We start from the raw sequence: 18414 nt of genomic DNA on the forward strand, positions 1-18414 counted from the left end.
CCGACCGGACCTCCCACGTCGTTCACCGGGCGTCGGCGACGTCCGTGGGGACCACGCGGTAGTCGTCGTCGAGGGCACGGACGAGGCCGCGTCGCACGAACGCGTCGAGCCAGCCCTCCATCGGCCACCAGCCCCACCGGTCGCGGAAGACGCGTGCGTTGCGGACGATGTCGTGCAGGTGCTGCACGGGCGGGTCCTGCGTCGGGTGGTGCTGGTGGGCGGCGCGCGCCCCACCCACCCACGCGATCGGCACCCCGGCCGCCGCCGCGCGCTGGGCGAAGTCGGTGTCCTCCCCGCCGTAGCCGACGTAGGCCTCGTCGAAGCCACCGATGCGTTCCCACGTCGCGGCCGTCACGGCGAACGACAACGACCAGAACAGCCGGTGCCCGTGGGGGTCGAGCTCGACCGTGCCCGGCGGGGGCGCGGGACGCGACCGGTGCGGTCTGCCCAGCTCGGCCACGGAGCGCAGGTCGTAGCCGCCGGGAGGTGCCGGCGGCAGGTAGGCGACAGGTCCGCAGAGGAGTGCGCCGTCGCAGTCGGGTCGGCGGGAGGCGACGTCGTACGCCAGGGCGAGACCGGGCGAGGCCAGGCAGTCGACGTCGAGGAAGATCAGCAGGTCCGCCCCTCGCTCGAGCGCCGTGCGGGCTCCGAGGTTGCGGGCCGCGGCCAGCGGCAGGCCGGCGTCCCCGGTGTCGATCTCGACGACGTGCGGCGTGGGCGGGAAGCCGGTCCGCCACCGCGCCGGCCACGGGTCGTCCATCGCCACGACGATCCAGTCGTCGAGGAGCACGGCCGAGCGACCGAGGGACCGGTGCTGCAGCTGCAGGTGGTCGTGGCGACCGTGCGAGACCGTCACGACGGCGATGCGGGCTCCGGCGTCCGGGTTCACGCGCCCACCCGTCCCGCGACCTCGAGGACCACCTCGGCCAGACGTCGGGCACCCTTGCCGTCGTTCCAGACCGCCCAGCCGGCTCCGTCCCGGGCGGCCACGCGGTCCAGCACGTCGGGCCAGCCGGCGTCGAGGAACTCGTCGAGCACCACCACGGGCAGGCGACCGTCGGCACCGAGGGCCGCCGCGCTCGTGCGCTGCTCGTCGTGGGGACGCTCCTGCGGGATCACCACGGCCGGAAGGCGGGCCGCGGCCACCTCGGCCAGGGCGTTCTGCCCGGCGTGGGTCACCACGACGTCGGCAAGGCAGAGTGCGGCCCACGGGTCGTCGACCCAGGTGCCGTCGGGTCCGCCCAGCAGCGTCCAGGTCCAGCCCGGTGTCGACGCCCGCGCCAGGTCGAGGCCCTTGGTCGTGAGTGCGCTGCCCCCCGCGCCGGACAGGACCACGACGTTCCGCGTCCCGTCCTCGGACGGCGCCGCGGTCGTCACGGGCTCGCGGCCGTCGAACCGGGAGAAGGCCCCGACGTGCACGAGGCGCGGGTCGTCGGGTGCCACCCCGCGCACGACGTCGGCGACGTCGGCCGGCCACGGTGCCACGAGCCGTTCAGCGAGGCCCAGGCCCAGGGTGTGCGGAGGGTCCGTCCGGTCGCCGGGCTGGATCAGGGACACGACGGGGACGCCGTGCAGCCGGCACAGCGTGGCCACCTCGACCGACGTGTCGACGACGACGACGTCGGGCCGGGTCGCGTCGATCCAGCGCGAGATCGTCGACATGCGCGAGCGCAGCCCAGGGTGCCCGCGCGGGACCCAGTGGAAGGTCCCACCCGCGGTGGCGTCCTCGGGCAGCTCGAACGGGTCGGCGTCCGCGTCGGGGTCGAGCTGGACCCACAGCTGGGGCCACCCGGGCGGACGCGGCAACGACGACAGTCCGGTGACCTCCGTGCCCGACGGCAGGTGGGCGAGCAGGGAGCCGGCGCGCGTCACGTGCCCGCGGCCGTGGTGGTGCACGTAGTAGCCGATCATGCCGACGTCTCCACGACCGACGACACGGTGCTCGACGGACGGGGCGCCCCGGCGCGGCGGTAGAGGTCCTCGTAGCGGCGGACCATCCGGTCGAGCGAGCAGTGCCGCACGGCGTGGGCACGCACCTCCGTGCGGTCGAGGGACGCGGCCTCGAGTGCCGCGCGCGCCAGGTCGTCGACGTCGTCGGGTCGTGCCAGTCGGCCGGCGTCCACCCCCACCACCTCGTCCAGAGCGCCGCGGGCGAACGCGGCCACCGGGGTGCCGCACGCCATCGCCTCGGCGGCCACGAGCCCGTACGGCTCGTCCCACTGCGGTGACACGAGCGCCACCCGGGCGCGGCCGACCACGTCGGCCAGCTCGTCGGTGCCGAGGTGGCCGAGCAGGCGCGCGTCGGCACCGAGGAGCGGCGCGACCGTGCGAGCGAAGTAGCCCTGGTCCAGCACCGGGCCCGCGAGGTCGATGGGCAGGCCGGCGCGGCGGGCCGCGGCGATGGCGAGGTGCGGAGCCTTCTCGGGGACGATGCGGCCGGTCCACACGGCTCGGTCACCACCCGGACCTGGACGCCACCGGTCGGTGTCCACGCCGTTCGGCACCACGTCGGCGCTCACCACGTGCGACCACGCCTGGGCGGTGTGACGACTCACGGCCGCGAAGCGGGTCGTGGGCGGCGCCAGTGACATCGCCGACTCCAGCCAGCCGAGCGGCGGCGTGTGCAGCGTCGTCACCATCGGCAGGCTCAGCGCCGACGCCATGGCGATCGGCAGGTGGTGCAGGCTGTTGTTGTGCACGACGTCGTAGCGCTCGTGCCCGTGGTGCACCAGGTCGAGCATGAGCGCGAGGTAGGCGTGGTGCTCCTGCATCCACGCGTCCGGGTGCGCCCCGACGTCGGCGCGTGCGGCGTCGCTCGCGTGGAACCGTCGCACCGGCAGCTCCTCGACGCCGAGCGCGGGGTCCGACCCCGGCGCGGCGAACACGCTGACCCGGTGGCCCCGGGCCCGGAGCGCGGTCGCGAGCGTGGCGGTGTGAGCCTCGAGACCGCCCTGGTACGGCTCCGCGATCGGGAAGCGTGAGGATGCGACGAGGCAGACCCTCATCGCCGTCCCGCCGCGGGGAGCGTGCACGCGTCGGTGACCAGGCCGCCGTAGATCTCGGCGTGCGCGGCTGCGAGGTCCTGGCGTTCGCGCAGGCGCTCGGCGGCCGTCGGTGCCGGGACCGGCGTCGCGGTGAAGGCGTCGTGCACGGCCGCCTCCAGGCTGGCGGCGTCGAACCGGTCCTCGGTGAGGGTGAAGGAGTGCACCGGGGCCTGGTCGGCGTAGTAGCCGCACGTCGGCGCGGCCACGGGCGTCCCCACGTCGCGGCAGAGCTCCAGCCACCCCGAGTGGGTGCCGAAGCGGTACGCCAGGACCGAGAGGTCGAGCCCGGCCAGGTGGTCGACGAGCTCGTCGTCGGAGAAGTAGTCGTGCACCCGGACATCGACGTGGTCGGGGGCGTCGGCGAGCATCCCTGCGAGCTCGGGCTCGAAGCGGGCGCCGTCGGGATCGAGGACGTCGGTGTGCCCGTCGACCTGCAGCACGCCGCCGGGCAGCCGGCCCACGGTGTCGACCAGCACCGGCAGCACCGTCATGGGGTCCATGCAGGCACGGAGGCTCTTGACGTGCAGGCCGACGCGGAACTCGCCCCCGGATCGGGCGATCCGCGCGGCGGGCGCCTCGCGCACGCGGGCGCGCCGCTCCATCTCGGCGAGGTCCACCACGTGCGGGTGCGGGAGCACGACGGCGTCCCGTCCCCAGCGGCGTCGGATCTCGTCGGCCGCACCGGAGGTGAGGGTGACGACCACGTCGGCGGCGGGCAGGAGCACGTCGAGCTGCTCGTCGTGCAGGTGTGGCGTCGGGTGGTGCGGGTTCCGCAGGTCGTGGACCGTGTGCACGAGCGGCTTGTCGTGGACGGCGAGCGCGTGCACGACCTCCTCCAGCTGCGACGGTGCCAGCGCGTCGAAGCCGAACTGCAGGTGCATCAGGTCGAACTCGTCGTGGTGGCGCTCGATCCACTGGGGATCGAGCATCGCCGGCGGCCACCACGGGGTGCCCGGGACCAGCGTCCCTCCTTCGGGAGACGGGTCGCTCAGTCGGCGCACCCCGTCGTCGTGCAACGGGTCGGGGGCGGACAGGTGCCGGACGTACACGTGGGAGGCGGGCACCGACGCGACGCGCAGCCAGGGGCGAGCGGTGGCGGCGTCCACGGCTTCGGTCAACGTCATGCGTCCGTCCTCTCGGTCCATCGCGGCGGACTCGATCCGCCGTCCTGGGCGTACCCGATGTAGAGCCGGTCAACCACGACGTCCCGCACAGCGGAAGGCCGCCCCGGGCGCGGTGCCCGGCGCGGCCTGTCGGTGGTGCTGGGTCGTGAAGGCGTCTGTCAGAGGTCGAGGGTGCCCACCCAGCGTTCGCCCTCGTCGCCGCCCCAGGCGTCCCAGGCGACGCGCCCGGGTGACGGGAAGCCGTCGGTGCCGTGCGTGAAGCCCTCGGCGTCCTTGTCGACCGAGTGCCGAGCGAAGTAGGCGCGCATCTTCGTGGCCTGCTCGTCGCTGAGCTTCTCGCCGTTCGCCAGCTGGTGGGCACGGTGCCGGCCGGTGTCGGTGAAGTTCCGTCCAGCCTTGCCGTCATCGATCCACCGCACCGCACGCTGCGCCGTCTCCTGCACGCCCTTCGGGGGCTGGTGCCTGCCGCTCATCGGCTCAGGGGTTCTCGACGACGCCGTGGTCGCTCTTGTACGGCTCGCCCGTGATCTTGGACTTCACCAGGCTGATGGCCGACGCGACCTTGCTGCCGGGCGTGTCCCAGTACTCGCCCTTGTCGACCGTGACCTTGATCAGCGTCGAGTTGCTGCCCTCGGGGCCCTCGGGAAGCCAGGCCTCGGCGAAGGTGTTCCAGAGCTCCTTGAGCTTGTCCAGGTCGTCGACGACCTCGGCGCGACCGGTCAGCGCCACCCACGAATCCGAGGAGCTGAAGGTCAGCTGCACGTCGGGACGCTTGGCCACGTCCTGGGTGTGCTCGGTGTCCTTGGCCGTGATGAACCACAGCTCGGCGGGGTCGAGGTCGGTGTCCTGGCGCGCCATGGGGATGCTGCGCAGCGTGCCGTCGTCGGTCGTGGTGGTGAACATGCCGATCCGCAGGTCGGTCAGCAGGTCGTCGAGCGTCTTCTCGTCCTCGGTGCTCATGTTCGTTCCCCTCGTCGTGGTGTCTTTCCTCCAACGTAGGTCGGGCTCCGGGGGGCCGCAGCCCGAGCGAGTCGCTCGTCGGGATGCCCGCTTCCGGATCGTCGCGCAGGCTGGAGACATGACCGAGATCAGCAGGACCTTCACCGTCGAGCCCGCCCCCGCGACCGTCCTCGAGTACCTCAAGGACTTCTCCCACGCCGAGCAGTGGGACCCCGGCACCGAGTCGTGCACGCAGAACGGCGCCGGTCCCGTCGTCGTCGGCACCACGTGGCACAACACCTCGAAGATCGCCGGCGTGAGCACCGAGCTGACGTACGAGCTCACCGAGCTCGACGACCGCCACGTGCAGTTCGTCGGCACCAACGAGACCGCCCACACGACCGACACGATCACCGTCGAGCCGCACGGCACCGGCAGCGAGATCACCTACGTCGCGAACATCGAGATGAAGGGTGCGGCCAAGCTCGCCACCCCCGTCGTCAAGCTGGTCTTCGAGAAGATCGGCAGCGACACCGAGGACGACATGGTGCGGGTGCTCAACGGGCTCTGAGCCGAGACGCCGTCCGGTGTGCCGCCGGAAGGGGAACACCTGGTCGGGGGACGGTGTTGAGACGTTCTGACGGCGGACCGTGGTGACATGGTCCGCATCGTGTTCCGATCAGGAACACTGACCTCACGGACCAGCGCACCACGCGCACCAGCACCGAGCACCAGGGGTGGCATGACCAGCACGACCCAGCACGACGTCGACGCCGAGACGTCCGGCCCGGAGACGACCGGCAGCGGGCCACTGCCGCGCGAGCACGTGCTCGTGATCGCCACCCTCTTGGTGGCGTCGTTCGTGGTGATCCTCAACGAGACCGTCATGAGCGTCGCGATCCCGGTCCTCCAGGAGGACCTGGGCGTGCCGCCGTCGACGGGTCAGTGGCTCACCACGGCGTTCATGCTCACGATGGCGGTGGTCATCCCGCTCACGGGCTTCCTCATCCAGCGGGTCGCCACGCGGACGCTGTTCGTCGCGGCCATGTCGCTGTTCACGGCCGGCACCGTTCTCGCGTTCTTCTCCACCACGTTCGCGGTGCTGCTCGTGGCCCGCGTGGTCCAGGCGTCCGGGACCGCGGTCATGCTGCCGCTGCTCATGACCACGGTCATGACGATCGTCCCGGCCGCCCGCCGCGGCGCCATGATGGGCAACATCACCGTGGTCATCGCGGTTGCCCCGGCGCTCGGGCCCACGATGTCGGGCTTCGTGCTCGACCACCTCGGCTGGCGGTGGATCTTCGGCGTCGTCGCTCCCATCGCGCTCGGCGCGCTGGTGATCGGTGCCCGCTACGTCGTGAGCGTCTCGGCCACGGGAAACCAGCGCATCGACGTCGTGTCGGTGCCGCTGTCGGCGCTCGGCCTTGGCGGGCTCGTGTACGGCCTCGTGGGCATCGGCGAGCACGCCCAGGGATCGTCGGGCACCCCCACGTGGCTGCCGTTCGTCGTGGGCACGGTGGCGCTGGCCGCCTTCGTCGCCCGCCAGCTCCACCTGCAGCGCACCGACCGCGCCCTGCTCGACCTGCGCGTGTTCACGTCGGGCCAGTTCCGCATCGCGCTCGGCGCGATGCTCATCGGCATGTCGGCCATGTTCGGGTCGTTCCTCCTGCTGCCGCTGTTCGCGCAGCAGGCCCTCGGGCTCTCGGCGCTGCAGACCGGCCTCATCACGCTGCCCGGCGGCATCGTCATGGGCGTCACCGGTCCCTTCGTCGGCCGGCTGTACGACCGGTACGGCCCGCGGGTCCTGGCGGTGCCCGGGTCGGTGCTCGTCTCGGCCGGCCTCTGGCTGCTCGTCGACGTCGACGCGGACACGTCGCTGGCCTGGCTGGTCGGCGCCAACCTCGTGCTCATGCTCGGCCTGTCGGCCACGTTCACGCCGCTCATGACGACCGCCCTCGGATCGGTGGAGCCGCGGCTCTACTCCTACGCGAGTGCCGTGGTCAGCACCCTCCAGCAGGTGGCCGGTGCTGCGGGAGCGGCGCTGTTCATCACGATCATGACCGTGGTCTCCAGCGCCGGCGTCAACGCCGGCATGGGTGAGGGTCCCGCCTTCGTCGACGGTGTGCGACGGGCGTTCCTGGTGGGCGCGCTGCTCAGCCTGCTGCTCGTCGCGCTGGTGCCGTTCCTGCGCAAGCCCGACGCCGAGCCCGCGCCCGCCGTTCACTGACGTCCCAAGCCCGGAGGCCCCGCGCGGGAGTGACGGGGCGGTGCCTAGGGTGGTCGCGTGGGGGAGATGGGCACGGTCGCGCTGGTCGTCGTGCTCCTCGCGGTCGTCCTCGGTGCCTTCGTGCAGTCGACGGTGGGCATCGGTCTCGGTCTGGTCGCCGCTCCCGTGGTCACGCTCGCGGCCCCGCAGCTCATGCCCGGCGGGATGCTCATGGTGGTCGTGCTGCTGCCCATCGTCACGCTCGCCCGTGAGCGCGACGAGATCGACTGGGGCGGACTCGGCTGGGCCTTCCCGGCGCGCGTCGTCGGGACCGTCGTCGGCGTGTGGGTCGTGGCGAGCGTCGACGACCGTCAGCTCGGCATCGCCGTCGGCGCCATGGTCCTGGTGGCGGTGCTCCTCACCGCGCGCACCGTGGTCATCCCGGTCAACCGAGGAACCCTCAGCGGTGCCGGATTCGTCAGCGGCGTCACCGGGACCGCGTCGTCGATCGGCGGTCCACCGCTCGCCCTGCTGCTCCAGCGACGGTCGCCCCGGCAGATCCGGACCACGCTCGCGGTCTACTTCCTGCTCGGGTCCCTGCTCAGCCTCGCCGGGCTCGCCTGGGCCGGCGAGCTCACCGTCGACGAGGCCTGGTTCGCGCTCGCCGCCGTGCCGGCGCTCGTGCTCGGCTTCGCGGTGAGCGGGCCGCTGCGGCGGCGGCTTCCGGCCCACGTCGTGCGACCCCTCGTGCTGCTCGTCAGCGGGGCATCGGCCGTGGCCCTCATCGTCCGCTCGACGGTCGGCTGAGAGGCTCCCGCACCCCGAAACGCCCCGCACGCAGGCATCGTGGCCTCAACGGTCTACACTTGGCGCAGCAGGTGCCGCACGGCCCGCGCTCGTGGGGATGGCGCTCAGCCGCCGCCCCACCGCCGATCTCACTGGCGGGCGAGCCGTCGTACGCCCTGCCGCGGGGGACGGACCAGCCGTCCGCCGCCGACCGTGACGGACGTCCGGTCGCGGAGGAGGAGCCTGTTGGCCACACGAACCCAGCGCCAGAACCCCCAGCGCCAGAATGCTCAGCGCCAGAACGCGCAGCGAGGCAGCAACGGGGCACGGCGCAAGAAGCACGACGACGACACCGGCCTCATGCCCGTGCTCGCCAAGGCCGTGCGCGAGGTCGAGAACGCCGTCCAGCGACGCCGCGTCACCGCCACCACCCGCGCCACCTTCCAGGCCGTCGGCCTGCTCGTCCGTGAGGAGCGCGCCCGCGTCAAGACCGCGACCGACCTCACCGAGCCCCAGCGCGCTGACCAGCTCAAGCGACTCGACGGCGTGGCCACCATCCTGGCCAAGACCGCCACCCGCGAGCCCGCCCTCCTCATGCTCCTCACCGAGGAGGCCGAGGTCTCCGGCTCCACTCTGGCACTCAAGCGCGAGCTCATGGCGGCCGCCGGCCTCGAGCTCGCCGCCGAGCCCACCCCCGACGCAGCCGTGCGTGTCGACCGCTCCGTGGTCCCCCGCTCCGTCATCGCGCGCCAGCTGGCCAACCCCTTCATGGCCCCCGACTTCACCGACGAACCTCCCCCGCGCACCGGCCCCAGCCGCCTGGCCACGTGGGAGCTCCTCGGCCCGCTGCTGTCGTCGTTCGAGCGCGCCGCGGCCGGCGCCCCGGCCTGCATGGAGCTGCCCGAGCCGATCCCCGGCATCGTGCGCGGCCCGGAGCTGATGCGCCACCAGGCCGAGCTCGTCGCTGCTGCGGCCGACGGTCACCGCACCTTCCTGCTGGCCGACGAGCCGGGCCTGGGCAAGACGGCCCAGTCGCTGCTCGCGGCCCAGGCCGCGGGTGCCTTCCCGCTGCTCGTCGTCGTCCCCAACGTGGTCAAGGCCAACTGGGCACGCGAGGCCGGGCTCTGGACGCCGCACCGCCCCGTCACCGTGGTGCACGGCAACGGCGACGACATCGACGCCTTCGCCGACATCGTGGTCGTCAACTACGAGATCCTCGACCGGCACGCCGGCTGGCTCGGCGACCTGGGCTTCCGCGGCATGGTGCTCGACGAGGCCCACTTCATCAAGAACACGTCGTCGCAGCGTTCCCGCCACGTGCTCAAGATCGCCGACCGCATCCGCAGCCGCACCTCGCGGCCGCTCATGATGGCGCTCACCGGCACCCCCCTCATCAACGACGTCGACGACTTCCGCGCCATCTGGCAGTTCCTCGGGTGGATCGACGAGAAGAAGCCGATGCCCGAGCTCATGCACGCGCTCGACGAGACGGGCCTGACCCCGCTCGACGCCGGCTTCTTCCCCGCCGCGCGCCAGGCCGTCATCGACCTCGGGATCGTGCGACGCCGCAAGATCGACGTCGCCGCCGACATCCCCGCCCGTCGCATCGCCGACATGCCCGTCGAGCTCGACGGCGAGGCCGGGCGGTCCATCCGTGCGGCCGAGGCCGAGCTGGCCCGCCGTCTGGTGGCCCGCTACGACCGCGCCGCAGCCGCCCGCATCGAGGCCGGACACCCGGTCGCGGAGGTCCTCGACCTCGACCTCGTGCGCAAGGTCGCCGCGTGGGAGCGCGAGGAGGCCAACGAGTCCACGGGCGAGAACGTGTTCTCCATGGTGCGTCGCATCGGCCAGGCCAAGGCCGGGCTCGCCGCCGACTACACCGCCCAGCTGGCGCGCAGCGTCGGCAAGGTCGTGTTCTTCGCCAAGCACCTCGACGTGATGGACGCCGCGCAGAAGGCGTTCGAGGAGCGCGGCATCGGCTACTCCTCGATCCGGGGCGACCAGACCGCCGCCGCGCGCACCAAGGCGATCGACGCGTTCCAGAACGACCCGGACACGCAGATCATCGTCTGCTCGCTCACCGCGGCCGGCGTCGGCATCAACCTGCAGGTCGCGTCGAACGTGGTCCTGGCCGAGCTGTCGTGGACCGACGCCGAGCAGATGCAGGCCATCGACCGCGTGCACCGGATCGGTCAGAGCGAGCCCGTCACGGCGTGGCGCATCATCGCCTCGCAGACGATCGACAGCCGCATCGTCGAGCTCATCGACAGCAAGGCCGGGCTCGCCGCCCGTGCCCTCGACGGTGAGGACACGGAGGTCGAGGCGACCGACGTCCAGCTCGAGGCGCTCGTCGGCATCCTGTCCGACTCCCTGCGCTCCCGCCGCCGCTGACCCGAACGTCTCCCCGTTTCGGACACTTCCGGGGGTGTCCGGGGCCCGAAAGTGCCCCGGAAGTGTCCGAGACGGAGGGACTGGCGCGGGTCAGCCGAGGGCGCGGTCGAGGTTGATCGCGGCGCTGATGAGCGAGAGGTGCGTGAAGGCCTGCGGGAAGTTGCCCAGCTGGTCGCCCGTGGCGCCGATCTGCTCGGCGTACAGGCCCAGGTGGTTGGCGTAGGTGAACATCTTCTCCAGCGCCACCTCGGCCTCGCGATGCCGTCCGGCCCGGGTCAGGGCCTCCACGTACCAGAACGAGCACAGGCTGAACGTGCCCTCGCCGTCGTGCAGGCCGTCGCCGTCGGTGTCGGTGTCGGCGATGCCGTCGGGCGCGGCGTGCACGTCGTAGCGGAACACCAGGCTGTCGGCGACCAGCTGGTCCTCGACGGCGGCGAGCGTGGAGAGGAACCGCGGGTCCACCGGCGAGCAGAACTTGACCATCGGCATCAGCAGCACGCCCGCGTCGAGCACGGGGGCGTCGGCCTGGTCCGCATCGGGGTCGACCTCGGCCAGGGTGAACGTGCGGTGGTGCTCGTCCCAGTGATTCGTCATGATCTCGTCGTGGATCGCGTCGCGCACCCGCGCCCACGCCGACAGGTCGCCGGGCAGACCTCGCTGGCGGGCCATGCGGATCATCCGCTCCACCGCGACCCAGCACATGAGCCGGCTGGTGGTGTGCGCCCGCACGTCGCCGCGGATCTCCCACATGCCGGCGTCGGGGGAGTCCCAGTGCTCCATCACCCAGTCCAGCACGCGACGCAGGTCGTTCCAGGCGTCGTGGCTGATCCCGGGTCCGTACTTGTCGAACAGGTAGACCGCGTCGATGACCTCGCCGTAGATGTCGAGCTGCAGCTGGTCGACCGCGCCGTTGCCCACCCGGACCGGACGGGAGTCGGCGTAGCCCGCGAGGTGGTCGAGGGCGTGCTCCTCGACCGGCATCGACCCGTCGATGTCGTAGAGGACCCGCAGAGGGCCCAGCCGCTCGGCGTCGTCGCGCTTCTCGCCCAGGCGCTCGGAGAGCCAGCGCGTGAAGGCGTTCGCCTCCGAGGTGAACCCGAGCCGGAGCAGCGCGTACAGGCTGAACCCGGCGTCGCGGATCCAGACGTACCGGTAGTCCCAGTTGCGGGATCCGCCGATGGTCTCCGGCAGGCTCGTCGTCGGCGCCGCGATGACGGCACCCGTCGGCTCGTGCGTGAGCAGCTTGAGCGTGATCGCCGAACGGTGCACCGTCTCGCGCCAGCGGCCCGTGTAGGTCGACTGGGAGATCCACCGGCGCCAGAACGCCGACGTCGCCACGAACAGCTCCGACGTGTCCTCGACGCCGCACGCCTGGAACTGCGACGACGGCCCACCGTCGGAGGTTCCCGTCGGGTCCTCGCCGACGTCGAGGACCTCGAGCACGAACAGCGCGTGCTCGCCCTCGTCGAGCGTCACCTCGGCCACGACGTCGAGGCCGTCGACCTCGAGCGCCACCGTGGAGCTGATCCCGAGCCGGACGGCGGGGTCGTCGCCGAGCGCCGGAGCCGACACGACCACGCCACCGTCGACCTCCTCGACCTCGGGGTCCTGCCGTGCGTAGTGCGGCCGCGCCGCCACACGCGATCGCACCACCGACCGGCCGCGCACCGCGGTCACGCGCCGCACGAGCCGCTGGCGGTGGTCGGCGTCCTCGGCCTTCAGCACCGGCATGAAGTCGTGCACCTCCACGACGCCCTCCTCGGTGAGGAAGCGCGTGGCGAGGATGGCGGTGTCGGGGAAGTAGAACTGCTGCGAGCGGACCGAGCCGTCGACCGGGTACAGCTGCCACGACCCCCCGCGCTCGGCGTCGAGCACCGACGCGAAGACGCTCGGCGCGTCGAAACGACCCGGGCAGAACCAGTCGATCGTGCCGTCGGTGCCCACCAGTGCGGCGGTCCGCAGGTCACCGATCAGTCCGTGGTCCGCGATCGGCAGCGGTGGCGTGGTCGGGGGAGTCACCGCAGGTGCCAGCCGCGCTCGCCGGCGAGGTCGAGCGCCGCCTGCGGTCCCCAGGACCCCTGGGCGTACGTCTGCACCGGTGGCGGGTCCTCCAGCACGGGCGTGATGACCTGCCACAGCCGGTCGACCTCGTCGCCCCGGGTGAAGAGCATCTGGTCGCCCTGCATCACGTCGAGCAGCAGGCGCTCGTACGCCTCGAGCGGCCGGTGGTCGGCGTCCTCGTCCTCGGCGTCGGGAAGCGTCAGCGTGGCCGCGGCGCGCTCGAGCTCGAACGTCGGCCCGGGGCGCTTCACGTTGAGGCTCGCCGTCACCTCGGGCACCTCGCCCAGCTCGAGGACGAGCCGGTCGTCGCCGTCCTCGCGCGACTCGAACAGCGGCTCGGGTGCGCGGAAGAACAGCGTCACCGTGCGGCGGGTCGCCGCCATGGCCTTGCCGGTGCGCAGGAGGAACGGGACGCCGCGCCAGCGGTCGGTGTCCACGTGCACGCGCACGGCCACGAAGGTCTCCGTCGTGGAGTCGGCGTCGACCCCGTCCTCGTCGGTGTAGCCCTCGTACTGCCCGCGCACCACGTCGTCGGGGCCCAGCGGCTGCACCGCCTCGAACACGGCGGCCTTCGCGTCGCGCAGGTGGTCGGCGTCGATGCCGTCGGGTCGCTCCATGGCCAGGAAGCCGAGGACCTGCGACAGGTGCGTCGAGACCATGTCGCGCAGTGCTCCGGTGGCCTCGTAGAACGCGCCCCGACCCTCGATGGTCAGCTCCTCGGGCACGTCGATCTGCACGGCGCACACGTGCTCGGCGTTCCACGACGGCTCGAGCAGCCCGTTCGCGAACCGCAGCGCCAGCACGTTCTGCACCGCCTCCTTGCCCAGGAAGTGGTCGATGCGGAACACGGCGTCCTCGCCGGCGACGTCGTCGAGCGTGGCCTGCAGCGAGCGCGACGACTCCAGGTCGGTGCCGAACGGCTTCTCCACGACGATGCGGGCGTCGTCGGCGATGCCCTCGGTGCCCAGCATGCGGATCATCGGCTCCATCGCGGCCGGGGGCACCGACAGGTAGACCAGTCGACGGGCGTCGCCGCCCAGCTCGGACTCGGCATCGCGCACCGCAGCCGCCAGGGCGCTGCCGTCGTCGGCGTCCGACGTCTGGAACGTCACGCGGGAGACGAAGGCGTCGGCGACGTCGGCGTCGAGCTCGTCGACCGTGTCGCGCAGACCGTCGAGCACCTGCTGGGCGAAGTCGCCGTCGGGCTCGTGCCGTCCGGACCCGATCACGCGATAGTCGGCGGGGAGGCGGCCGGCTGCGGCCAGGCGGTACAGGCCGGGGAACAGCTTGCGACGGGCGAGATCGCCGGTGGCGCCGAAGAGCACGACGACGTGCGGCGGCAGAGCGGTGGGGGAGTCAGGCACGACACGTCCTCGCGTCGGGGGAGCAGGGGCACCACCCACGCTAGGAGCGGGTGGGTGATGCCGCATGGCGACCGCTGCCGAAGGTGCGCGTCCGACGAAGAGGGATCGGACGCCCCGGCGCTTCTCGAGGGCCCCGGGACGTCCGTCCGGGCATCGCGCCACACCCCTGGAGGCGGGCGTGCCCAGGGCAGCATATCCGAAGTTGGACTTTCGTTCGTGTACGACGCCTCGGGGTGGTCGCTACGATGACGCTCCGACGGTGCGTCGACGACGCCTGGACGCCGTCCGGGACCCGGGGGAGGGGCGGCCGTGAGCGACGCCGAGATGGACGGACCCGACACGGACCGCCTGTGGGGTGCGGAGTGGTGGGAGCGTCTCGCCGACGCGCGTGAGCGGTGGCGCGAGGGTCACGTCGGGACCGCACGGACCCTCGACGGGGTGGTCCGCACCGCCTTGTTCGTCGCCTTCGCCGTGCTCGTCGTGACGGTCAGCGTCTCGCCGGTCCTGCGTGCGGGACTCGGTGCGTGGCTGGGTGGTGCCTGGCTGGCGCTGCTGGGCTTCGTGCTGCTGCGCACCAAGACGGTCGCCTGGTCGACGTACTGGTGGATCTTCACGGTCTCGCTCGGCTGGTCCTTCGTCGCGAGCGTCGGTCTGGGCTCGCTCGCCTCCTCCGTCTCCGCCGGGGGCGCCGAGGCAGCCGGTCCGGCGGTGGGCATCGCGTCGATCGGCGAGGAGGCGCTGAAGCTGGCGCCCCTGCTGCTCATCGCGGTCTTCGCCCCAGGACGGGTGCACCGCTTCTCGGTGGCCGACTGGGTGCTCGTCGCCCTGGCGAGCGGCGCGGCCTTCACGGCGGTCGAGGAGTTCATCCGACGGGCCGCGAGCATCGGTCTCGAGGGTGGTGGCGTCCCGGACAGCTTCCTGTCGTTCGGGGTCTCCGGGCTGCAGCTGGCCTACGACGGGGCGGTGGCCTATCCCGGCCACCACGCCGCCACCGGCATCACGGGTGCAGCGGTGGGGCTGGGCATCGCGCTGGTGCGTCGGGCACGGCGCGACATCGGCTGGCGTAGGGCGGCGCTCCTCGTCGCCGGCGTCGCGCTCCCGGTGCTCGTGTGGTGGCTCTTCGTCGTGCGGCACGCCGCGCTCAACGCCTTCGGCGTCGGCGTCGACCTGCCGGGGCCGATGGCCTTCACCGAGGCGCTGCTGCCACCTGCGTGGGGACGCACGCTGACGGTGCTGCTGGTGCTCCTGCTGGTGCAGCTCGTCGACGCCCGACGTCTCGCCCGCTGGCGGGACGCCAGCCTGGAGGACGGTCCCACCCCCGCCTGGCTCGACCGGCTGCTCGACACGACGGAGCGCTGGCGCGCCGCGGACGGCCCTGCGCGGTTCGGAGCCCCCGTGGTGGAGAGCGCCGGCCACCTCGGCCACGTGGTCGGGCGCGACGTGCGCCAGCTCGCGGAGGTCGTCGGGAGCCAGGATGGGACGAACCGATGGTCGATCCTGCGGTCTTCTCGTACGCTCTTGGCCATGCAGCGAGAGATGCGACAGATCGTCCAGCACCTGGATGGCGCTCCGTCGCGCCCCTCGGTGGTCCGCTCGGTGGCCCTGGTGGCCCTCGTCGTGCTCGGTGCGGTGACGATGCTCGTCGCCCCGGCGGTGGCCGACGACGTCCAGTCCGCGGCCGACGCCGGCCAGGCGTGGATGGCCGGACTGCTCCAGCAGCTCGACCAGTGGTGGAGCGGCGCGAGCTTCATCGACCGCACCCTCTTCACGGCCGGCACGGTGGCCGCCGCGAGCCTCTCGTCGGCCGCGCTCGGGCGGTCGCCCGGGTCGCTGCGCGAGACGACGCCCGTGGGCGCCGTCGCGGCGCTCGGCCACGGCGCGCTGGCCGCCGGCCTGCGGGTCACGGGGTCCTCGGCCAACGCCACGTCGCCGTGGGTGGCCGAGACCGACCGCTACCTGGCCGATCCCACCGGCTGGCGCACCGCCCAGATGATCCGGCTCAGCGCGCCGGGAGCCTGACCGGCTGCACGTCGGCCACGGTCTTGTCGTCGCGGAGCCCGCGCCACACGGGGTGGCGCAGGTGGCCGGAGTCGGTCCAGCCTGCCGAGGTCACCTCGCCGACGATCGTGGGCTCCACCCACACGGCCTCGCGGGAGACGTCGCGTGGCGCCGCCACCGTCGCCTCGTCACGACGTGCCTCCTCCAGTCGTGCCGCGAGGTCGGCCAGCGTGCGCTCGGCGAACCCGGTGCCCACGCGACCGGCGTAGACGAGCGTGCCCTCGGCGTCGGGAACGGCGACGAGGAGCGACCCGATGCCGCCGCCGCGGCCTCCCCTGCCGGGTCGCCAGCCGACCACCACGACCTCCACGTGCTGCTCGTGCTTGAGCTTGACCCAGTGCGCCGACCTCGCACCGGGCCGGTACCGGCTGGTGCGACGCTTCGCCACCACGCCCTCGAGTCCCAGCTCCCGGCTGGCCTCCATCGCGGCCTCCAGGTCACCGTCGAAGGCGGCCGGCACGTCCACGCCGTCGGCGTCGTCGAGGTCGAGGCCGAGCAGCAGCTCGCGACGCTGCTCGTAGGGCAGCCCGGTCACGTCGGCACCGCCGAGCCTGAGCAGGTCGAACCCGACGAACCGCACCGGCACGCTGCGGCGGGCCGCGGTCACCTCGCGCGGCTTCGTGAGCCCGATGCGCTGCTGGATGCGTCCGAAGGAGGGCGCGCCGGCGTCGTCGAGGGCGACCACCTCGCCGTCGACCACGGTGTCGTCGAGGTCGAGCGTCTCCAGTGCCTCGGTGATCTCGGGGTAGGTGGCGGTGACGTCGCGACCGCTGCGCCCGACGAGCCGCACGGCGCCCGCGTCGCACGTGGCCACCACGCGCACCCCGTCCCACTTCATCTCGAACGCCCAGGCCTCCGCGTCGGCGTGGGCGTGGGCGTCGAACGTGCCGGCGCGCGTGGCGAGCATGGGTGCGACCGTGTCGAGCCGTCCGGGGTCCGGCGACGCCCCCTCGTCGGCGCTGTCGTCGCTGCTCGCCTCGTCGCTCTCCGGCGTGTGCTCGACCGGCGCGCGGGCCGGGTCCATGCGGTGCATGAGCCAGTTCTCCCCGGTGCGGATGAGCGCGAACCGCACGCTGCCGCCGAGCCCGCCGCCTTCGCTGCCGTGCAGGGTGGCGATGACCTCGCCGTCCTTCCACTTCTCGAGCGTGTACGTGCCGTGGTCCCAGATCGTCACCTCGCCTGCGCCGTACTCACCCTTCGGGATGGTGCCCTCGAACGTGGCGTAGTCCATCGGGTGGTCCTCGGTCGGCACCGCCAGGTGGTTCTTCCCGGGGTCCTCCGGCGGCCCCTTGGGCACGGCCCACGACACGAGCACCCCTTCCCGCTCGAGCCTCACGTCGTAGTGCAGGCGGGTGGCGTGGTGCTCCTGGACGACGAAGACCGGCCCGTCGCGGTCCGGGTCGGCCCCGTCGTCGGCCCCGTCGTCTGTCGGGGCGTCGGCGGGGACGGGCTCGGGCGTGCGGCTGGCGTCGCGCATCGACCGGTAGACCGTCAGGCGGTCGGGCGCGGCGGTCGCGGACGCGGCCGTGTCGGTGTCGCTGCTTCCAGCCCCCAGGCCGGAGAGGGGGTCGTCGGAGCGCTCCAGCACCTCGGCCATCGTCAGGTGCCGCAGGTCGGGACCGAGCTCGTCCCAGTGCCGTGGCGCAGCGACGAAGGGGCCCTCGCCGTCCGGCGCCGCGCGGCCACGCAGCGAGTAGGGAGCGATGGTGGTCTTGGCCTGGTTGTTCTGGCTCCAGTCGACGAGCACCTTGCCGTCGCGCAGGGACTTCTTCATCGACGAGACCACGAGGTCGGGCAGCGCGTCCTCCAGGGCCGCGGCGACCTGCTTGGCGAAGGCGTTCACGTAGTCGGGTCCGTGCTCGCCGGTGAGCCGGGCGTACAGGTGCAGTCCCTTGCTGCCGCTCGTGACGGGCCAGGCCGTGAGCCCCACGTCGTCGAGCAGCTCACGCGCGGCGAGTGCGACCTCCACGCACTCGGCCAGACCTGCCCCGGGCCCGGGATCGAGGTCCAGCACCAGGCGGTCCGGATGGCGGGGCGTGCCGTCGGCGTCGACCCGCCACTGCGGCACGTGGAGCTCGAGTGCCGCCACCTGCCCGAGCCACGCCAGGGTGGCCGGGGAGTCCACGATCGGGTACACGTTCACGTGGCTCTTGTGCCGCACCACCACCCGGCGCACCCAGTCGGGGGCCGAGTCGGGCAGGTTCTTCTCGAAGAACACCTCGCCGGGACGGTCCGGCACACCGACGCCGTCGGGCCAGCGCTTGCGGGTGGCGGGGCGCCCGGTCGCCCACGGTAGCAGCCGGTCGGCGACCGCCACGTAGTACGAGATCACCTCGGCCTTGGTCGTGCCCGACGCCGGGTAGAGCACCTTGTCGAGGTTGGTGACGCGCAGGCGGCGACCGTCGACCTGCACGGTCTGCGACGACCCGCGACCCGCCACG

The 18414-nt window shown here is 72.8% G+C and carries 14 protein-coding genes; 5 read left to right on the top strand and 9 right to left on the bottom strand.

The annotated features are described in order from the left end of the window. Positions 1–22 precede the first annotated feature (22 nt). The 6 genes from RQG84_RS16530 to RQG84_RS16555 all read right to left on the bottom strand — a co-directional run bounded on the left by RQG84_RS16530 (position 23) and on the right by RQG84_RS16555 (position 5128). Positions 23–889: a galactosyltransferase-related protein gene (locus RQG84_RS16530; RefSeq protein WP_311210920.1), complete on the bottom strand. Its 867-nt coding sequence runs from the start codon at positions 887–889 to the stop codon at positions 23–25. After that, complete coding sequence (locus tag RQG84_RS16535) at positions 886–1911, bottom strand: glycosyltransferase (protein WP_311210921.1); 1026 nt, start codon at positions 1909–1911, stop codon at positions 886–888. The genes RQG84_RS16530 and RQG84_RS16535 overlap by 4 nt, the downstream gene beginning before the upstream one ends. Further along, a complete protein-coding gene (locus tag RQG84_RS16540; protein ID WP_311210922.1) occupies positions 1908–3005 on the bottom strand; it encodes a glycosyltransferase family 4 protein in 1098 nt (365 codons plus the stop codon). Before RQG84_RS16540 ends, RQG84_RS16535 begins: the two co-directional genes overlap by 4 nt. Continuing rightward, the gene (locus tag RQG84_RS16545) at positions 3002–4168 is read right to left on the bottom strand and encodes a glycosyltransferase (RefSeq protein ID WP_311210923.1); all 1167 of its coding nucleotides are present in this window, start codon (positions 4166–4168) and stop codon (positions 3002–3004) included. Before RQG84_RS16545 ends, RQG84_RS16540 begins: the two co-directional genes overlap by 4 nt. A 158-nt stretch (positions 4169–4326) precedes the next feature. Next, complete coding sequence (locus tag RQG84_RS16550; RefSeq protein ID WP_311210924.1) at positions 4327–4641, bottom strand: hypothetical protein; 315 nt, start codon at positions 4639–4641, stop codon at positions 4327–4329. A 4-nt stretch (positions 4642–4645) separates the two neighbouring features. Beyond that, the gene (locus RQG84_RS16555; protein ID WP_311210925.1) at positions 4646–5128 is read right to left on the bottom strand and encodes a pyridoxamine 5'-phosphate oxidase family protein; all 483 of its coding nucleotides are present in this window, start codon (positions 5126–5128) and stop codon (positions 4646–4648) included. A 118-nt stretch (positions 5129–5246) separates the two neighbouring features. On the opposite strand from RQG84_RS16555, the gene RQG84_RS16560 reads away from it, so the two are divergent. From RQG84_RS16560 to RQG84_RS16575, 4 genes are all read left to right on the top strand, one after another. Next, positions 5247–5678 carry an SRPBCC family protein gene (locus RQG84_RS16560; protein ID WP_056552084.1) on the top strand — a complete coding sequence of 144 codons (432 nt, stop codon included), beginning with the start codon at positions 5247–5249 and terminating at the stop codon, positions 5676–5678. A gap of 171 nt (positions 5679–5849) precedes the next feature. Further along, a complete protein-coding gene (locus RQG84_RS16565; protein WP_311210926.1) occupies positions 5850–7334 on the top strand; it encodes an MDR family MFS transporter in 1485 nt (494 codons plus the stop codon). A 66-nt stretch (positions 7335–7400) separates the two neighbouring features. Beyond that, positions 7401–8120, top strand: coding sequence for a sulfite exporter TauE/SafE family protein (locus RQG84_RS16570; RefSeq protein WP_311210964.1), 720 nt, complete (start codon positions 7401–7403; stop codon positions 8118–8120). 225 nt (positions 8121–8345) lie between these two features. After that, positions 8346–10490, top strand: a complete 2145-nt coding sequence (locus RQG84_RS16575; RefSeq protein WP_311210927.1) for a DEAD/DEAH box helicase — start codon at positions 8346–8348, stop codon at positions 10488–10490. A 90-nt stretch (positions 10491–10580) separates the two neighbouring features. Here RQG84_RS16575 and RQG84_RS16580 read toward each other — a convergent pair whose 3' ends face one another. Further along, the gene (locus tag RQG84_RS16580; protein WP_311210928.1) at positions 10581–12509 is read right to left on the bottom strand and encodes a glycoside hydrolase family 15 protein; all 1929 of its coding nucleotides are present in this window, start codon (positions 12507–12509) and stop codon (positions 10581–10583) included. Beyond that, a complete protein-coding gene (zwf, locus tag RQG84_RS16585; protein ID WP_311210929.1) occupies positions 12506–13915 on the bottom strand; it encodes a glucose-6-phosphate dehydrogenase in 1410 nt (469 codons plus the stop codon). The genes RQG84_RS16580 and zwf overlap by 4 nt, the downstream gene beginning before the upstream one ends. 309 nt (positions 13916–14224) lie before the next feature. Between zwf and RQG84_RS16590 the strand changes: the two genes are divergently transcribed. Next, positions 14225–15934 carry a hypothetical protein gene (locus RQG84_RS16590; RefSeq protein WP_311210930.1) on the top strand — a complete coding sequence of 570 codons (1710 nt, stop codon included), beginning with the start codon at positions 14225–14227 and terminating at the stop codon, positions 15932–15934. Here RQG84_RS16590 and RQG84_RS16595 read toward each other — a convergent pair. Further along, positions 15915–18413 carry an ATP-dependent DNA ligase gene (locus tag RQG84_RS16595; RefSeq protein WP_311210931.1) on the bottom strand — a complete coding sequence of 833 codons (2499 nt, stop codon included), beginning with the start codon at positions 18411–18413 and terminating at the stop codon, positions 15915–15917. The genes RQG84_RS16590 and RQG84_RS16595 overlap by 20 nt on opposite strands. Position 18414 lies beyond the last annotated feature (1 nt).

This window comes from Aeromicrobium sp. WCS2018Hpa-31 (assembly GCF_031843905.1).
GTDB lineage: Bacteria > Actinomycetota > Actinomycetes > Propionibacteriales > Nocardioidaceae > Aeromicrobium.